Origin of the sequence: Nonomuraea sp. PA05 (assembly GCF_008086045.1) — a bacterium.
GTDB lineage: Bacteria > Actinomycetota > Actinomycetes > Streptosporangiales > Streptosporangiaceae > Nonomuraea > Nonomuraea monospora.
This window is the reverse complement of sequence record NZ_VSEY01000012.1, coordinates 42,991-59,870: the sequence shown is the minus strand read 5'-3', so window position 1 is coordinate 59,870 and position 16,880 is coordinate 42,991. Positions and strand designations below refer to the sequence as shown.

13 protein-coding genes are annotated in these 16,880 nt (G+C 71.9%); 3 read left to right on the top strand and 10 right to left on the bottom strand.

Annotation, left to right across the window (positions count from 1 at the left end; translation table 11 throughout):
• Positions 1-2 precede the first annotated feature (2 nt).
• The 5 genes from FXF51_RS20175 to FXF51_RS20155 are packed head-to-tail and all read right to left on the bottom strand — an operon-like array spanning position 3 to position 5,171.
• Positions 3-755, bottom strand: a complete 753-nt coding sequence (locus FXF51_RS20175) for an SDR family NAD(P)-dependent oxidoreductase (RefSeq protein ID WP_148436067.1) — start codon at positions 753-755, stop codon at positions 3-5.
• A gap of 52 nt (positions 756-807) precedes the next feature.
• The gene (locus FXF51_RS20170) at positions 808-2,046 is read right to left on the bottom strand and encodes a cellulase-like family protein (RefSeq protein WP_148436066.1); all 1,239 of its coding nucleotides are present in this window, start codon (positions 2,044-2,046) and stop codon (positions 808-810) included.
• 14 nt (positions 2,047-2,060) lie between these two features.
• Positions 2,061-2,957 (bottom strand): carbohydrate ABC transporter permease, encoded by an 897-nt coding sequence (locus tag FXF51_RS20165; RefSeq protein ID WP_222871377.1) that lies wholly within the window; start codon positions 2,955-2,957, stop codon positions 2,061-2,063.
• Positions 2,954-3,835, bottom strand: a complete 882-nt coding sequence (locus FXF51_RS20160; protein ID WP_148436065.1) for a carbohydrate ABC transporter permease — start codon at positions 3,833-3,835, stop codon at positions 2,954-2,956. Before FXF51_RS20160 ends, FXF51_RS20165 begins: the two co-directional genes overlap by 4 nt.
• 1 nt (position 3,836) lies before the next feature.
• Complete coding sequence (locus FXF51_RS20155; RefSeq protein WP_222871376.1) at positions 3,837-5,171, bottom strand: ABC transporter substrate-binding protein; 1,335 nt, start codon at positions 5,169-5,171, stop codon at positions 3,837-3,839.
• Positions 5,172-5,337: 166 nt separating this feature from the next.
• Between FXF51_RS20155 and FXF51_RS20150 the strand changes: the two genes are divergently transcribed.
• The gene (locus tag FXF51_RS20150; protein ID WP_148436064.1) at positions 5,338-6,057 is read left to right on the top strand and encodes a FadR/GntR family transcriptional regulator; all 720 of its coding nucleotides are present in this window, start codon (positions 5,338-5,340) and stop codon (positions 6,055-6,057) included.
• A 22-nt stretch (positions 6,058-6,079) separates the two neighbouring features.
• On the opposite strand, the gene FXF51_RS62690 is transcribed toward FXF51_RS20150, so the two are convergent.
• From FXF51_RS62690 to FXF51_RS20135, 3 genes are read right to left on the bottom strand one after another with little or no spacing between them, the layout of a single operon-like run.
• Complete coding sequence (locus FXF51_RS62690; protein WP_187414463.1) at positions 6,080-7,240, bottom strand: sugar kinase; 1,161 nt, start codon at positions 7,238-7,240, stop codon at positions 6,080-6,082.
• Positions 7,233-7,871 (bottom strand): bifunctional 4-hydroxy-2-oxoglutarate aldolase/2-dehydro-3-deoxy-phosphogluconate aldolase, encoded by a 639-nt coding sequence (locus FXF51_RS20140; RefSeq protein WP_148436063.1) that lies wholly within the window; start codon positions 7,869-7,871, stop codon positions 7,233-7,235. Before FXF51_RS20140 ends, FXF51_RS62690 begins: the two co-directional genes overlap by 8 nt.
• A complete protein-coding gene (locus tag FXF51_RS20135) occupies positions 7,868-10,210 on the bottom strand; it encodes a beta-galactosidase (RefSeq protein ID WP_262379681.1) in 2,343 nt (780 codons plus the stop codon). The genes FXF51_RS20140 and FXF51_RS20135 overlap by 4 nt, the downstream gene beginning before the upstream one ends.
• An 85-nt stretch (positions 10,211-10,295) precedes the next feature.
• Between FXF51_RS20135 and FXF51_RS63785 the strand changes: the two genes are divergently transcribed.
• A complete protein-coding gene (locus FXF51_RS63785) occupies positions 10,296-10,451 on the top strand; it encodes a nitroreductase/quinone reductase family protein (protein ID WP_187414462.1) in 156 nt (51 codons plus the stop codon).
• Here FXF51_RS63785 and FXF51_RS20125 read toward each other — a convergent pair.
• Together FXF51_RS20125 and FXF51_RS20120 are read right to left on the bottom strand one after the other, a co-directional pair.
• Positions 10,441-14,172: an RICIN domain-containing protein gene (locus tag FXF51_RS20125; RefSeq protein ID WP_148436061.1), complete on the bottom strand. Its 3,732-nt coding sequence runs from the start codon at positions 14,170-14,172 to the stop codon at positions 10,441-10,443. The genes FXF51_RS63785 and FXF51_RS20125 overlap by 11 nt on opposite strands.
• A gap of 175 nt (positions 14,173-14,347) precedes the next feature.
• Positions 14,348-14,692 carry a hypothetical protein gene (locus FXF51_RS20120; RefSeq protein ID WP_148436060.1) on the bottom strand — a complete coding sequence of 115 codons (345 nt, stop codon included), beginning with the start codon at positions 14,690-14,692 and terminating at the stop codon, positions 14,348-14,350.
• 195 nt (positions 14,693-14,887) lie between these two features.
• Here FXF51_RS20120 and FXF51_RS20115 point away from each other — a divergent pair, with 195 nt between their 5' ends.
• Positions 14,888-16,873: an AAA family ATPase gene (locus tag FXF51_RS20115; protein ID WP_187414461.1), complete on the top strand. Its 1,986-nt coding sequence runs from the start codon at positions 14,888-14,890 to the stop codon at positions 16,871-16,873.
• Positions 16,874-16,880 lie beyond the last annotated feature (7 nt).

Sequence of the window (16,880 nt, the reverse complement as noted above, 5' to 3'; positions counted from 1 at the left end):
TTCTAGGAGGAGGTGGTGGAGATGCTCCAGCCGCCGTCGACGTTCAGGCAGGCGCCGGTGACGAAGGACGCCTCCGGAGCGGCGAGGAACGCGACGGCCGCGGCCACCTCGTCGGGGGTGCCGAACCGGCCCGCCGGGGTCTCCGCGATGGTCGCGGCCCGGCCCTGCTCGCCGATGCCGTCCCAGGCGGGGCTCATGATCGGGCCGGGCACGACCGCGTTGACGCGGACGCGCGGGGCGTACTCGACGGCGAGCTGCCTGGTCAGTGACTGCAGGCCGCCCTTGGCGGCGGCGTAGGGCGCGCAGCCGGGGACGCCGGTCTGGGCGTGCACCGAGGAGGTGATGACGAGCGCGCCGGCGGTCTCGGCCAGCAGCGGGCAGAACGTGCGCGCCGCCAGGTAGGCCGCCTTGAGCGAGACGTCGATCTGCAGGTCCCAGTCTGCCTCCGGCATCTCGTGCGCGGGGCGGGCGGGCACGACCCGGCCTGGGCCGTTGGCGTGCAGCACGTCCAGGCGGCCGAACCGGTCACGCACTTCGTCGAGACAGGCGGCCCAGTCGCGGGCGGAGGCGACGTCCAGGTGCACGAAGGCGGCCCGTTCGCCGATCGCGGCGGCCACTTCGCGGCCCTGCTCGCCGGCGATGTCGGCCAGCAGCACCCGCGCCCCCTCGGCGGCCAGGCGGCGGGCGGTGGCCGCGCCGATGCCCGAAGCCGCGCCGGTGACCAGGGCCGCCCTGCCCTCGAACCGGCCGATCATCGCCGCCCCCCGAAGAAGCGGCCGTCCAGCCGCCCTCCGGAAACGCGGCCGTTCATCGCCGCCCCGCGAACAGCGCGTTGGCGGTGACCTGCAAGTCCACGTCTGCCCACATCGGATGGTGCGGGGCCGCGTTGGAGCAGACCACGGTGCCCCACGCGCCGACCCGCCGGGCGTGCTCAACCGCGTCCAGGCAGATCCCGGCCCCCACAGGCCCCTCCTCGAAAGTGCCGCGCAGCGGGGTGTAGCCGACCCAGCCCTCGCCGAACACCAGCGGCAGGTCACGGGCGGCGGCCCAGTCGGCGGCCACCTCGATCCAGATCCGCAGCCTCTCCGCCATGCCGTAGTGGTACCCCGCGTGCCGGTCGTACAGCCAGCGGTCGAACCGGGCCGGATCACACCAGTCGTGCAGGTACACCTCGCGCGCCGGCACCACCGTGGCCGCGCTGCGCCACTCCTGCTCCGGATGCCAGTCCGCCAGGTCGGGGGCGTCCGGGCGGAGCAGTTCCCGCCGGGCGCGCTCCTGCGGGAACGGCACGGCGGTGTCGCGCAGCGCGAACGCGCCGATGAGCTCGTCCAGGACGCCGTAGACGTACGGGTGGAAGACGGCGACGTCGACGTTGGCCGGGATGCCGCGCATCTCGGCGTGCGGCACCCGCGCGTAGTTCACCGTCACGGGGGTGTCCGGGTGGCGGGCCTTGAACGTGTCGAGGGCCTCCTCCAGGTACGGCCGCAGGCCGAGCACCTTCGGCTCGCCGGGGGAGAGCGCTTCGGTGAGCCAGGTGGACTGGATCTCGTTGTGCAGCTCGACGAACGCGATCTGCTCGGCCAGGCCGTGCCCGGCCACGAAGTCCACCAGGCCGGCGAGGGCCCCGGCCAGCGCGTTCGCGCGCCGCTCGGCCGGCACGGCGCGCAACGCCTCGTACCAGGCGGGGCCGGTCAGGAAGCTGGAGCTCTGCTGGTACTCCCAGGAGGAGACGATCACCTGGCAGCCGTGCCGCCGGGCGGCCTGGAACAGCGCCAGCAGGTGTGCGCGGCCGTCCAGCGTCGCGCTCTCGCGGACGTCGTACCAGCGGGTGCCGAGGCCGTAACCGCGCCCGAAGGGGGCGAAGGTCAGCGCGGAGGTGTCCAGCCCGGATCCGAACAGCAGGTACGGCATCGCGCAGACGCGCACGGTGTTGTATCCGCGCGCCACCGCCTCGGTGAAGGCACGGTCGAGATCCTCGAAGGGTTCTCCGGGGCCGGTCCTGGTGTACCAGGTGAAGTCCCAGAGCGTGATGGTCAGCTTGGACAAGAGGTCGCACTCCCTCAGGATTTGACGGCGCCCGCGGTCAGGCCGTCGAGCAGTTGCTTGCGCAGCAGGATGAACATGATCAGGCTGGGGACGGCGGCGATGACGCTGCCGGCCAGCACCAGGTCGACCTGGCGGCCCTCGGCGGCGTACAGCGACTGGATGCCCAGCGGCAACGTGTACTGGGATGGTTCGGAGACCACGATGAGCGGCCAGAGGAAGCTGTTGTAGCTGTTGAGGAAGCTCCACACGGCCAGCGCGCCCAGCGCCGGGCGCAGCAGCGGCAGCACCACGCGGGTGAACAGCCCGAACTCGCTCGCGCCGTCGATGCGGGCCGCCTCCAGCACCGAGTCGGGCACGGCCTGCTCGGCGTACTGGCGCATCATGAAGATGCCGAACGCGGGCGCCACCCACGGCACGATCAGGCTGAAGTAGACGTTGGTGACACCGGCCTTGACGAGCATGACGAACAGCGGCACGACGATCACCGCGAACGGCACCGCCATGGAGCTGAACATCACGTCGAACAGCAGCCGCTTGCCGCGGAAACGGTACTTGGCGAAGGCGAACCCGGCCAGCGCGCACACGAACACCGACACCGCGGTGGACACCACCGCCACTGTGGTGCTGGTCGCGAACCAGCCCCAGAACGGCTGCGTCTCCAGCAGGCGGGTGTAGTTCTCCAGCGTGAACGGCGACGGCAGCGGCTGCGGCGGGTAGGTGAAGATGTCGCCGCGACGCTTGAACGACGAGCTGAGCGCCCACAGCAGCGGCAGCACGAACATCACCACGAGGGCGACCAGCAGCACGTACACCAGCCGGGGCTGGCGCTCGGCCGGGCCCTTGGAGCGGTGCGCGGTAGCCCGGCGGGCACCCGGTCCGGCCGGGGCGCGCTTGGTCTGCACGGCGCTCACTTCTCCCTCCCCACTCCGAAGGCGGCGTTGGCGGCGCGTCCGATGAGGAAGACGATGACGAACATCACGACACCGGCCGCGGCCGCGTAGCCGAGCTGCTGGCGGGTGAACGCCTCCCGGTAGATGAACATCGCCACCGACAGCGTCGCCTCGCCCGGGCCGCCCTTGGTCAGCAGCATGGGCTCCTCCAGGATCTGCGCGGTACCGACCATGACCGTGACGGCGACGAACGCGGTGACGGGCTTGAGCATGGGCAGGGTGACGTGGAGAAAGCTGTGCACCCGGCCGGCGCCGTCGATGCTGGCCGCCTCGTACAGCTCGCGCGGAATGTTCTTCAGCCCGGCCAGGAAGAAGATCGTCAGGTAGCCGGTCCAGCGCCACAGCACCAGCAGCATCACGCTGACCTTCGCCCAGGAGGGCTCACCCAGCCAGTCGATGCCGCCCCAGCCGAAAAAGCCCCGGAGCGCGGCGTTGAAGAGGCCGTATTCGCGGTCGTAGAACAGCGTGAAGATGAGCGCGATGATGATCGGCGACAGCACGACGGGGATGAAGAACGTCAGCCGGAAGAAGTCACGGCCGCGCAGCCCGCGCGCGTTGAGCCCCTGGGCGATCAGCAGCGCGGCCGGCACCACGACGCACACCGAGAACACCACGTACAGCACAGTGTTGACGACCGAGGTCAGGAAGCTGGCGTCGCCGAACAGCCGGGCGTAGTTGTCCAGCCCGACCCACAGCGGAGTGCCGAGCCCGGCCCATTCGGTCAGGCTCAGGTAGCCGCCGATGCCGATCGGGACGATCAGGAACAGCGCGTACAGCAGGTAGAAGGGGGAGATGAAGGCGTAGGGCGCCAGCGCTCGCCGGCGCGCGACGGACAGCACCTCAGTCGCCCTTCTTGCTGTTGTAGGCGGCCGTCGCCTCCTTGATCGCCTCGGCGGGCTTCTTCTTGCCCTGCAGCGTCTCCAGCATGGGGCCGCCCAGCGCTTCGATGAGCACGTTGAGCTGGGCGCTCTGGTAGAAGACCGGGCTGTCCGCCGAGGCGGGCGTGTAGACGTCGAACAGGCGCTGCCCGCCCAGGTACTCGTCCTCGAAGCCGAGGAAGTCCTGGTCCTGGTACAGCGACTTGAGGGTGGGCAGGAAGCCGCCCTGCTGGAAGCGCAGCAGCTGCCCTTCCTTGGTCAGGTAGGTCTGCTTGAGCAGCTCGGTGGCGGCCCCGGTGGTGGGCTTGTCCTTGAGCACGGCGAAGCCGGTGCCGCCGAGCGCGGAGGCGATGTGGCCGCCACCGGCGAACCTGGGCAGATTGCGCATCCGCCACTTGCCCTTCTGCTCGGGCACGTTGGTCTGCAGGCCGTAGATGTTGTACCAGTTCGGCATCACGGTGGCGATGAGCTTGTCGTTCTTGAGCGCGGCGGTGTTCGGCGCGCCGTACGGGTCGGGCAGGGCCAGCAGGAAACCGCTGGCGACGCCCTTGGCCATGAAGTCGAGCACCTCGACGGCCTCGGGGGAGTCCAGGATGAGGTTGCCGCTCTGGTCGTAGTAGCCGCCGCCACGCTGCAGCAGCAACTGCAGGAACATGTTCGTGACGGAGGTGTTGTCGCCCGTGGCGACGGTGCCGAGCGACTGCCCGGTCTTCTTGTGCAGCCGGGCGCCGATCTCGGCGAGCTCCTCCCAGGTGCCGATGTCTTCCGGAATGTCGTTCTTCTTGAACTCGTCCTCGCGGTAGTACAGGACACTGAGACAGGTGTCGGACTCCAGCGCGTACAGCTTGCCGTCGATGCTGTACGGGGCGGTGCGCAGCAGGTCGTCCTTGACCGGGGCGACGACGCTGTCCAGGTCGAGCAGAAGCTGCTTGCCGATGCCGCCGGTCATGACCCGTGGGAAGACACTGATCACGATTCCGATCATGTCCGGGGTTCCGGTGCCGGCCGCGCCCTGCGAGACCATCTTGGTGACCAGTGCCTCGCTGTCGGCCTGGGTGGTCTTCAGCGTGTAGTCGAAGGCGCCCTTCGGTGCGGCGCTGAGCCGCTTGGCCGACTCCGTGAAGGTCTTCACATAGCCCGGGTCGTGCGTCCAGAAGTTGATCGTCACGGCGCCCGACGTGACCGCCGGGCCGCCGCCGGTCCCGGCCCCGCAGGCGCTGAGCACCGGCGCGGCGAGCAGACCACCGCCGATCAGGCCGGTCCGGCGCAGGAAGGTCCGGCGCGTCACGTCGCTCATCGTCGACTCCTTCGTTGGGGGTGGGTGCCCGGATACGGGACTTGACGAGCAGGATGCCGCCCCGCCTCGCCCGAAGTCAACAATAAATATGATTATTTCGTGGACTAGTATGCTTTGAGAGCGATGGGGGCGGTGGCCGGGAGTGCGGGCGTGGCATGATTCCGCCATGACGGAGATCGGGAGAGCCGGCGCGCACGACCGGGTGGTCAGCAGCCTGGGCACAGCCATCGTCAACGGCGACCTCGCGCCGGACGAGGACCTCGACGTGGTGGCGCTGCAGGACCGTTTCGCGGTCAGCAGGACAGCCGTGCGCGAGGCGCTGCGCGTACTGGCCGCCAAGGGCCTGGTCGGAGCCCGGCCCCGGCGCGGCACCTTCGTCGCGCCGCGCGAGCAGTGGGCGCTCCTGGACGCCGACGTGCTGCGCTGGCGCTTCGCCGACCGGGTGGACGAGACGTTCCTGGACGAGCTGGGCGAGGTACGGCTGACCGTCGAGCCGGCCGTCGCCCGCATGGCGGCGCTGCGCCGCACCGATCGCGACCTGGCCGACCTGGAGGACGCCCTGGCCGCCATGCGGGAGGCGGCGGGCCGGCCGGCCGTCGATCACGTGGAGGCCGACCTGGCCTTCCACCACGCCCTGCTGCGGGCCGCGCACAACGAGCTGATGGCGCGGATGGCCACCGCGATCGAGGCGGGGCTGCGGCTGCGCGACCAGTTCGTGCACGCGACGCTCACCAGCGAATCCGCCGACAAGCACGCCGAGGTGCTGCTCGCCGTGCGCAAGCAGCGGCCCAAGGCGGCCGAGACCGCGATGCGGGCGCTCATCGAGCGGTCGATCGCGGACGTCGACCTGGCCAAGAAGGTGCACGGCGAGCAGGCCGGACACTGAACGACCGTGGCGGGCCGGGCTGTCAGCGGGCTACGCCGTCGCTTGCCGCCAGCAGGTCAAGCTCGTGTCGTCGCGGCAGCCCCTCCCAGTCGCCCCACGTCGCCACGGCGAACGCGCCGCACGTCACGGCGCGCTCCGCGCGGCCGGCCAGGTCGAGCCCGTCCAGCCGCCCGGACAGGTAGCCCGCGACGAACGCGTCGCCCGCCCCGACCGGGTCCACCTCGCTGACCGCACGGGCGGGCACCCGCAGCGCCACGCTCCCATCGGTGACGTACGCGCCCTCCCGCCCCAGCTTGATGACCACCTCACGCGGCCCCAGCTCCAGCAGCAGCCGCGCCAGCACACCGGGATCATCCCCATCGGCCCGCGCTCCCGGCGCCCCTCCCACCCGCGCTCCCGGCGCCCCTCCCACCCGCGCTCCCGGCGCCCCGTCCGCTCCCGCTCCCGGCGCCCCGTCCGCTCCCGCTCCCGGCGCCCCGTCCGCTCCCGCTCCCGGCGTCCCGTCCGCTCCCGCTCCCGGCGTCCCGTCCGCTCCCGATTCCGGCGCCCCGCCCGCTCGCGCCTGCGGCGGCCGGCCCGCGACGAGCCGGGCTTCCTCCAGACCGGCGAACACCACCTCGGCCCGCCCGGCGAGCCGCCGCAGCACCTCACCGGCCTGCTCGGGCGGCCACAGCAGCGCACGGTAGTTGACGTCGAAGCTGACCGGCACGCCCGCTTCCCCGGCCACCGCCACCGCCCGCTCCACCGCCGCCGCGGGCCCGGGGCCGAGCGCCGGCGTGATCCCCGTCAGATGCAGCACGTCCGCTGAGCTGATCGCCTCGGCGGCGACGTCGCCGGGTGAGAGCCGCACCCCCGCCCCCTCCCTGCGGTGGTAGGCGACCACCACCCGATCGGCGGTCCGCCGGTGACGCGTCATGTGCCCGGTGGGCCGGTCGCCGTCGCGCACCGTACGGGAGACGTCCACGCCCTCGCCCCGCATCGACGTCAGGATCATGTCCGCCGCCGCGTCCCGGCCGAGCCGCCCCAGCCAGGTGGCCCGGTGCCCGAGCCTGGCCACCCCGATCGCGACGGTCGCCTCCGCCCCGGCGTAGGACAGGGTGGCCGCCGCGCCGGGCGACGGCGTGCCGATGCCGGACACCCGCGTCACCGCCATGACCTCGCCCAAGGTGACCAGCTCACCCATCCGAGCTCCTTCGTCCGGCGATCTCGGCCAGCCGCCCGGCGCGGGCGGCCAGCGCCGCCAGGTCGCCGTCCGCGCACGCCTCACCCAGCAGCGGCGAGCCCATCCCCACGGCTCGCGCCCCCGCCCGCAGGTAGCCGGGGACGTCCTCGACGCGGACGCCTCCCACCGGCACCAGCGGGATCTGCGGCAGCGGGGCCAGCACGTCCTTGACGTATCCGGGGCCGCCCGCCGCACCGGCGGGGAAGACCTTGACCATGGCGGCCCCCTGCGACCACGCCTGCACGATCTCCGTCGGCGTGAACGCCCCCGGCAGGACGGGGACGCCGAGCCGCCGCCCTTCCGCGATCACCTCGGGCAGCACGGCCGGTGTGATCAGGTAACCGGCGCCGGCGTCCACGGCCCGGCGCGCCGAGGCCGCGTCGAGCACCGTGCCCGCCCCGACCGCCACGCCCTGGAGCCCGGCCGCCCATCGGATGGCCTCGGCCGCGCCGGGAGTCGTCATGGTGATCTCCATCGCGCGGACCCCGGCACCCGCCAAGGTCTCCATCACCGTGTTGAGGTGGCGGGACTCCGCGGCTCTGATGATGGCGATGACGGGCAGCGCGGCCAGCGCCTCGTCCAGCGTCGTCACCGCTCGTCCCCGGCGATCACCGTGCGGGGCACCGGGACGAGGGTGACCGAGCGCAGCTCCAGGGCGGGACGAACGGCGGGCCGCACCTGGGGCGAGAGGAACACGGGGGCGTCCCCGCCCAGCGGGAGCAGCCTCAGCTCGATCCCGTGCTCCAGGACCTGCTCGCGGAAGCGGCGCAGCCCGATCTCCCACGCGGGGCCGTACCAGAACTGGTCGGCCACCAGCTCGCCGCCGATGTAGGCGCGGCCCACGTCGCCGGCCCAGTCCAGACGCAGCAGCACCTCCTCCTCGCCCGTGAACGCCTCCGGGGGGACGGTGACGCGGTACACGGCGGCCTGCTCGAAGTCCGCGTCGGTGGGCGCGGAAGCCCGTCCGGACGCGGGATCGATCACCGCTTCCCGGACCGGGCCCGCCTGCTCGACCTCCTCCACCTTCACCTCGGCCACCTGCCCGGCGGCGGCAGGCGCGGCCACCAGAGCGAACACGCCATCTCTGCGCGCCGCGAAGGCCGGAGCGGGGAAGACCCGCACGTCGGCGGACCCCTGGCCGTAGACCACCAGCCGGTCCCCGTCGATCACCACGGGCCGCTCGCTCAGCACCAGCCGGTCAGCCCCCCAGAGCCGCCCCTGGAAAGCGGTCAGGGCCTCCGCGGCGTCCAGCACCAGGACAGCCGCGCTCCCACCGGCGGCGTCACGCACCCGCACCAGGCATCCGGCACCCGGCGCGAGATCGGTGACGACCAGGCGGTCACCGTCGTGCTCCACCGTCGCAGGCCCCTCGACCCCGGTGACGGTGGCGGCGTCGAAGACGAGCTCCACCGGGATGTCCGCTGTCCGGCAGAAGACGTGCACCGGCTCGTCGGCGTCCAGCACCCCCATGGGCTGCGCGGTGGCGCTCAGCAGCAGGCTGCCGCCGACCGGGCGGGCGAGCGGCCAGACGAAGTACGCCCTGGACGGCACCGTCACCGGCTCGCGCGGCACGACCAGCTCGCGGCCGTCCAGCTCGACCGCGAACCGCACGTCCTCGTGCGCGGGCAGCGTCTCGACCGGCTGGTGGTTGTTGACGAACAGGAATCCCGAACGGCCGTCGGAGCGTACGCACCAGCGCAGCGTCCGCCGGTCGGCGGTGTCGCCGGGGGCGTCCTGCGGCATCGCCAGCGTCATGGTGGCCAGGTCAGGGCCGTCGGCGGCCAGCCACAGATGCTGGAGCCGCAGATGGTGGAAGGACTCGCGGAACTGGCCGTACTCGCCGAGCGGCGCCTGGAAGTCGTAGCTGATCACCGGGCAGTCGTTGGGGTAGCCGGTGGCGTGCGACTCCTGCAGCGTGGACAGCGCGCCGAGCTTCTGGGACGCCCCGTGGTACATGTAGTAGCCCTGCCACACCGACCCGCTGCCCAGCTTCACCAGCCCGAGCGCGGCGATGTCGGCGGCCTCGATGATCGGCCGGCGGTGGTAGGAGGTGTACATGCCGCCGCCCAGCTCGCAGGTGGCGAACGGGTAGCGCGCCAGATGGCTCTCGTCCGAGCCGGTCACCTCGGTGGTGCGCAGGTCCGAGCCGATGGAGTCGTCGTCGCGGCCGGGGCCGAAGAAGTAGTGGGCCCGGCTCTGCTGCGGCCAGCCGTCGTGGGCGGTGTCCCACGCGGCCTCCGGGTACCCGCCGAACAGCGGGATCACCTCGTCCGGCGGCAACTGCGCGTGCCCCCACCCGGTCGCCGTCCACAACGGGGCGTCGATGCCCGCCGCCTGCGCGAGGCGCTTCAGCGTGACGAGATGGCCGGGCTGGTCGTACAGCTCGTTCTCCACCTGCACTCCCACCACCGGGCCGCCGTGCTCGCGCGTCAGGCCGGCGAGCCGGCCGCCGATCTGCTCGAACAGCGGCCTGACCAGGCCGAGGTAGCGAGGATCATCGGTACGCGGCACGCAGTCGGCCGCCAGCACCCAGTCGGGGAAGCCGCCGTTGCGCGACTCCCCGTGCCCCCACGGCCCGATCCGCACCACCACGTCCAGTCCCAGCTCAGCACAGACGGACACGAAACGGCGCAGGTCGCGGTCGCCGCTCCAGTCGAAGACGCCGCGCCGTTCCTCGTGCAGGTTCCAGAAGATGTACGTGGCGACCGCCGTCACCCCGCCCGCTCGCACCTTCAGCAGCTCTTCCCGCCATTCGGCCGCGGGGTAGCGGGCGTAGTGGAACTCTCCCATGATCGGGAACCAGGGTTCGCCGCCCCGGCTCAGGTGCCGGGAGTTCACGGTGATCGCATCGGGGCGGTGGGGGAGGTCTCCCAGGTGGAGATGGCCTTCCATGGGTGGGGGGAGCTGGCTCGGGATGTCGAGTCGTCGCACGGCTGCACCTTTCCTTCAGGGCCCTACAGCGGCTGTACAGTACTATGAATTAGGGAAAAAATACTACTAATTCTTGTGGATTCAGGTGCCGGCACCCCCGCAGTGGTACCACAACCTGACCGCACGCCCCGAGGTCACGGTCCAGCCGCGCGGCCGGCGAGAGGTCGCCGCCGGTCATCCGCTGGTCGCCCGCGAAGGGGCCCGGACGGCGCTGTCCGGGCCTCCTTCGATCACTCCGTGACCCGCAACAACGCCCAGACCTGCGGAGAGAAGCTGGGCGCGATGGTGAGCTGGGCGTTCTCCCCGTTCGCGGTGAGGAACATGCGCTCATCCGTCCCGAGGGCGAACGAGTGGTTGTTCAGCGAACGGCCGCCACCCTGCGGGTCCAGGGTGTCGCACCACAGGTAGCCGTCGTCGTCGGGCTGGAAGGCGTTCAGCGTGACCCCGTTGCCGATCAGCGGCACCGTCGTGGAGGCCGTCGAGTTGAGGTACTTGCCGCGGTAGATGAGGTACCGGCAGTCCTCCCCGCCGGTCCGGCCCGCGGACACCGGGGTGAAGCGCTCGTTGGGCTCGTCGGTGTCGGCGTACAGGATCACCCGGGTGTTCTCCGCGGTGGAGGCGCCCTCGACGTTGACGACGAACCGCAACCCCGAAGGCTCGTGCAGGGCGACCTCGAGGAGATGGTCCGCCTCGCCGGGGTCCTGGAGGAACCAGCGCTGGGCGGCGGAGCCGTCGGCGTCGCGGCCCGCCAGCGCGGCGCCGCCGCCGACCGCCGTGAGGAGCTGGTCGGTGACCAGGTTCTGCAGGGTCCAGGTGCCGTCGCCCTGGTAGACCGGGCGCCAGAGCTGGTCGGCCGCCTCGTTCGGCCACAGGACGGTCCGCGCGTCGCGGACGCTGCCCTCCTGGCCCAGATAGCGGGCGCTCAGCTGGTGGACCAGCCGGTAGTAGCCGGGGAACTCGGGCTCGAACGCCAGATTCCAGGTCTGCGCCGGCAGATTGGCCGGGTCGAGGGCCACGTCGCCGACCACGTGCGTGCTGCCCTGAGGGCCGGCCACGTTGGTGGTGCTCGCGTTGCGAAGTACAGCCGTCTCCCGCGGTGCCGGTACTTGTTCCGTTCCCGAGGGTTCGGGGGGATCCGGCAGGTCGCCGATCTCGTACACCACCGGGTAGTGGTCCGACAGCAGCATGCGGTCGGCCACGGCCGACGCGGTGACGACAGGGGCGTTGGCGGCGGTCGGCGTGACCGCGTAGTCCAGGCGCCTGGACGGGATGCGGTTGCCGTTCTCGTCCTGGCGCGGCTGAGTGGGATGCGTCGGCGCCGGCGGGGCATGCACGATGAACTGGCCGGTCAGCGCGTTGCGCAGGTTGTCCGGGTCGCGGTTGAAGTCGCCCATGACGATCCAGGGCAGCGCCGTCCCGTTGGGGCCCGCGGTGGCCATGCGGGTCCTGATGGCGTCCAGCAGGCCGGGCATGTCGCCGCCACCCGTCGCGAATCCGTGCACCGTGAAGTAGGTGACGCCGTCGATGGTGACGCCGAGCGCGGGCCTGGCCCCCTGGATGGCGGACGCGACGACGAACACGTTCTCGGCTCTCGCGCGGGTGGCGATGGCTAGGTTGACCCGGTTGGGCGGGTTGTGGCCGGAGGTGTCCGTGTGCAGCCAGTAGAGGTGTCCCTGCGGCCGGCTCGCCGTCCCGCCGTAGCGGAACTCGCGGACCGGAGGCTGGGAGCCGTCCGCGCGGGTGAAGGCGTTCTGCGGGATGTCCTGCTGGTGCGTGCCGCCCGCGGGCGGGCTGCCCGCCTCTTGCAGGAGGACGATTCCGGCGTCGTTCTGCGCCGCGAGCTGCAGCACCCCTTGCTGGTACTTGGACTCGTACTCGCCGCTGACGTCGTCGCCCCAGCCGCCGGCCCTGGTGCCCGCGCCCTGCATGTTCCAGGTCACCACCCTGCGGCTGTTGGCGTCGCGGGGGTCGAGCTGGCCGGCGTCGCGCAGGAACAGCGAGGGCCGCCTGCCCGCCGCGAAGCTCACCACGCCCTGCCCGGCGAAGTCGAGGGTCTCCCGGCCGGTCCAGTCGGGGATCGGCTGGCCGCCCTGGCTCAGCGGCGCGAACCGGCGCGGGTCGGCGTTGTCGGAGCCGAACTGGAAGGCGGTGCCGGCGCTGCCCGACGAGTACGGCGAATACTGGACGAACTCCCCGCCCGGTGTGGTCTGCTTGATCAGCGTGTTGTGGTGGAAGACGTTCTGCGGCCCCGAGGACCCCGACCACTTGGCCGCCTTGGGCCCGGCCCCCCACCAGATCGGGTACCAGGTTCCCTCCTCGGTCTCGCCGCCCTCCCCGCCGCAGTTGGCCTCACAGTTGCCCGAACGGTGCGCGTACGGGACCGTCACGGTGTTCTGCTCGAACAGGTTGTAACGCTCCCACCCGCCGTGCAGGTTCAGGTCGGAGTCCAGGTCGTTGCGGAAGGCGACGTTGCCGCTGGCCGACCACTGGAAGGTGAAGTGACGCAGGTTCCTGCTGTGGTTGTAGGCGTACAGGGAGTCCCACACGCGGCTGCCGCGCAGGTAGCCGTTGCCGCCCTTGCCCTTGTTCCAGGCGCCGTCGAAGGAGTTGCGCTCGATCTGCAGGTTGCGCGCCACCTCGGTGACGACCGGGTGTGAGCCGGTCATCGTGCCGTTCAGGTCGCGCGCCCAGTTGTTGGCGGCCCATTTGAAGACGATGCCGTGCATCGCGTACTCGGGCGCCATGTTGCCGTAGTTGTTCACGGCCTGGGCGGGGGTCGGCGCGTACGTGCCGCCGCTCAGCTTCGGCAGGCCGCTCATGTCCTGGGTGAAGGCGAAGCTCTCGAAACCGACGCCTTCCACGATTCTCAGCGGCGTGACCTTGCTGGCGAACGGGGTGTCGCCGAACAGCGGGGGAGAGCCGTCGGAGGTGGAGTCGACGGGAAGGTCGTACTCCAGCGGGCGGTCCAGCATGATCGTCTTGGCGGTCGTGTCCTTCTGGACGACCCGGAACATCTGCTGGCGCATGTGCAGGTTCTCCATCAGGCTCCGGTCGCTGACGCCCTGCTGCGCGTAGAAGTTCAGGCTGTTGGCGGCGCCCACCCAGACGTAGCCGCCCAGCGTGAACCTGCTCATGTCGGCGTTCGCGATCAGTTGCACGATGCGGTGGCCCTGCCGGGCGGAGAAGCCCGGATCGTCGGATCGGGGGCCCAGCTTGACGCCGGAGACCCAGTGCTGGTTGACGCTGCCCTCGAACAGGTCCTTGCGGTTGGCCGGCGCGCTGGACCACTCGTTCTGGTACCTGTCGGCCACGTCGCGGGTCTGGACTCTCAGCATGCCCCGGCCCGGCCAGATCCAGCCGCCCTTGCCGACGTCGTTGCCGCTGCCGTACTCCATGCCGTCCTGGTTCCAGCGGCTGCCGTCGGCGGTCACCGTGTCGTAGCGGGTGTTGAGGTCCGGCCGGAACACCAGCCGGGTGCCGCCCGCGCCGGAGCCCTGCCCGCGCAGGATGAGGAAGCTGGCGTCGACGTAGATCTGCCGGGACACGTCGATGCGTCCGGACGGCAGCGAGATGAGCGAGAGACGGTGGTAGTTGGCCTGCGGTGAGCACTGGCTCTTGATGTGGTCGATCGCGTTCTGGAGGCCCGTGGTGTCGTCGGCGCCGTCGTCCGGGACCACCCCGTAGGCGGAGGTGAGCTGTTGCGCCGTGATGCGGCATGCGGGGTCGCCGGACACGTCGCCGTCGCCGGGCAGCCGCTGGCCGCCCAGGTAGCCGACGCGCGACCAGTCCGGCAGGCCGGGAGCTGGAAGCGAGCGGTTGGCGTAGCTCAAATCAGGGTCGGCCGCGGCCGAGACGGTCGCCGAGACGCTTGCCGCGGCGGGCGCCGCCGCGGCGAGCGCCGGCGCTGGTAACGGCAGGAGCAGGCCGGACAGGAGAACGGCCACTGGTCGTAGGTGTTTCACGTGACCCTCGTTTCTACGACATGGCGCTGGTCGTGCTGGAGGCGGCGGGGCCGACGCGACGACCCCGCCGCCGGAAGGGCCATAGCCCGGCGGCACTCAGCGCCATGGAGGATGCGGGTGCGGGGGAGTGGAAGGGCGGCGAGTCAGGGCGCGCCCGGCACTCCGCCTCGCCGTGTCAGTACCAGGGGGAGCAGCTGTAGGTCCCGGAGTAGTGCTCGCAGACCCGTGCTCTCCAGATGTCCTTGGAGACGTTGCGGCTGGCGGAGACTCCGTGCCCGACGTACATGGTGCCGCCTGTCCCGTCGTAGTGCTCCCAGACGATGCGGCCTCCCGCGGCGCCGTTGCTCCACACCCAGACCCAGGCCTGGGCCCCGTTGCCGGGGTTGTTGTCGTACTCGCCCTGGGTGCTCATGTAGTAGATCTTGGTGGAGGCCGAGGCGGGCTGGGCGGCGAGAGCCGTGCCCGCGACGGCCAGCGTCAGCGCGACGGCCGTGGCCCTGAGGGTGTTCTTGACCTTCATCTGCTTTCCCCTTTCCTGCTCTTCTGGCGGTGGGACGGGGAGCTCACTCCTCCCTCCGGAGTTTCATCGCGGGAAAGGGTCCGTCGCTTGCGTCAAATGACGCAATCGCCGCCGATGGACAAGGCGGAGGCGGGAGGGGAGGATGTCGGCGGTCCGTCGGCGCGGCTCACCGCTGCCTGGCACCGTGGAGGCCCGATGGCGACACACCCCCTGGTGGGGCGGGACAGCGAGCTGACGGAACTACGCGCTCTGCTCGATCGCCTCCCCGAGCGGGGCGGGACGTGCATCCTGCGCGGCGAGGCGGGGGTGGGCAAGTCCGCCCTGCTGTCGGCGGCCACCGCCGAGGTGGCCGGGCGAGATCTGCGGGTGCTGAGCGTCACGGCGGTCCAGGCCGAGTTCCGCCTTCCCTTCGCCGGCCTGGACGCGCTGGTGCGCCAGCTCACCGGCAGTGCCGCCATGCCCGAGGAGGACAGCCCCTACCAGGTCGCCCTCACCGTCCTGACGACGCTCACCGACGCCGCCGGCGGTCAGCCGCTGGTCCTGGCGGTGGAGGACGCGCAGTGGCTGGACCGGCCGAGCTGGGAGGCCCTGACGTTCGTCGGACGGCGGTTGCGGGCCGATCCGGTCCTGCTGCTGATGGCGATGCGGGACGGCGAGGAGTGCGAGGCCAGGCTGGCCGGGGCCGGGCTGCCCGAGCTGCGCGTCGAACCGCTGGACCAGGCGCACGCCACCGCGCTGCTCGACCGCCACGCGCCCGGCCTACGTCCCGACCTGCGCGCCAGGGTCCTCGCCGAGGCGGCGGGCAACCCGCTCGGCCTGATGGAGCTCGCCGTCGTCGCGGCCCGGTTCGGCGCGGACACGCTGCCGCCCGCCTCGCTGCCGCTCACCACCCGGCTGGAGCGCACGTTCGGCGTCGTGGTCGCCGAACTTCCCGCTCCGGCACGGTCGCTGCTGCTGGTCGCCGCGCTCAACGACGGGGACCGGCTGGACGAGATCCTCGCCGCCGGCTCGCTCGTCACGGAATCACCCGCCGCGGGCTCCCCAGCCACGGGTGAGCCAGCCACGGGCGATCCGGTCACGGGTGAGCCGGTCAGCCCCGCGACGCTCGAACCGGCCGTCTCCGCCCGCCTGCTGGACATCGACCCCGTCTACCGGGTGCGCTTCCGCCACCCGCTGGTCCGCTCGTCGATATGTCAGCAAGCAGGCCCGGCGCAACGACGGCGGACGCACGCCGCGCTCGCGCAGGTGCTGCAGGACGCCGACCGCCGGGTGTGGCACCGCGCGGCCGCGACGATGGGACCCGACGAGGAACTCGCCGCCGAGCTGACCGTCGTGGCCGAGCGGGCACGCCGCCGCGGGGCGCTGGCCACGTCGGTGGCGGCACTGGAACGAGCGGCGCGGCTGCGCGCCGGCCCCGCGGACCGGGCCGGCCTGCTCCTGGAGGCCGCGGAGACGGCGTACGACCTCGGCGACGCCAAGGCCTACGCCCAGCTGGTACGTGTCGTCGCCGAGCACGACCTGCCCCCGGCCGAGCGGGTACGCCTGCACTGGCTGCAGGAGATCGCGACCGGTGGCTGGTCGGGCGCCGACCGGCTCATGAGTCACGCGACCATCGCCCAGCGGATGCTCCAGGCCGGCGACCCCGAGCGCGCACTGCGGGCGCTGGCCGCCATCAGCCTGAGGTGCTGGTGGTCCAACCCGGGACCCGCCCTTCGCGAGGCCATGCTCACCGTGGCCGATCGGCTCGGCCTCGACCCGCTGGACGCTCGCCTGGTCAACGTTCTGGCGCTCGCGGCCCCGGTCGAGCGGGGAGCCGTGGTGGTCGAGCGGCTGTCACACCTGATGTCCCAGGTCGAGCTGGACCCGGAGCGGCTGTTCCTGCTCGGTGTGGCCGCGGGCGCGGTGGGAGCGCCTGACACCGCCGGCGTCTTCCTGACCGGCGCCGTCGCGGGGCTGCGTGACCAGAGACGGCTGGGCCTGCTGGCTCAGGCCCTCACGAACCAGGCGTGGTCGGCGACGCAGATGGGCGACACGGTCCTGGGCCTGACCGCGGCCATGGAGGCGGGCAGCCTCGCGGCGGAGACTGGCCAGGGCCGCTGGGTGCTGACCGCCGACCTGCTGCGCGGCCAGGCCGAAGCGCTGCGCGGCAACGGCGAGGTGGCCCGGACCCTCATCGCCTGACCTGCTC

Excerpts from the sequence above, each read along its gene's own strand:
- FXF51_RS20150 (WP_148436064.1), top strand. The coding sequence starts at position 5,338 with ATGACGGAGATCGGGAGAGCCGGCGCGCACGACCGGGTGGTCAGCAGC.
- FXF51_RS20155 (WP_222871376.1), bottom strand. The coding sequence starts at position 5,171 with ATGAGCGACGTGACGCGCCGGACCTTCCTGCGCCGGACCGGCCTGATC.
- FXF51_RS62690 (WP_187414463.1), bottom strand. The coding sequence starts at position 7,240 with ATGGGTGAGCTGGTCACCTTGGGCGAGGTCATGGCGGTGACGCGGGTG.
- FXF51_RS20120 (WP_148436060.1), bottom strand. The coding sequence starts at position 14,692 with ATGAAGGTCAAGAACACCCTCAGGGCCACGGCCGTCGCGCTGACGCTG.
- FXF51_RS20175 (WP_148436067.1), bottom strand. The coding sequence starts at position 755 with ATGATCGGCCGGTTCGAGGGCAGGGCGGCCCTGGTCACCGGCGCGGCT.
- FXF51_RS20115 (WP_187414461.1), top strand. The coding sequence starts at position 14,888 with ATGGCGACACACCCCCTGGTGGGGCGGGACAGCGAGCTGACGGAACTA.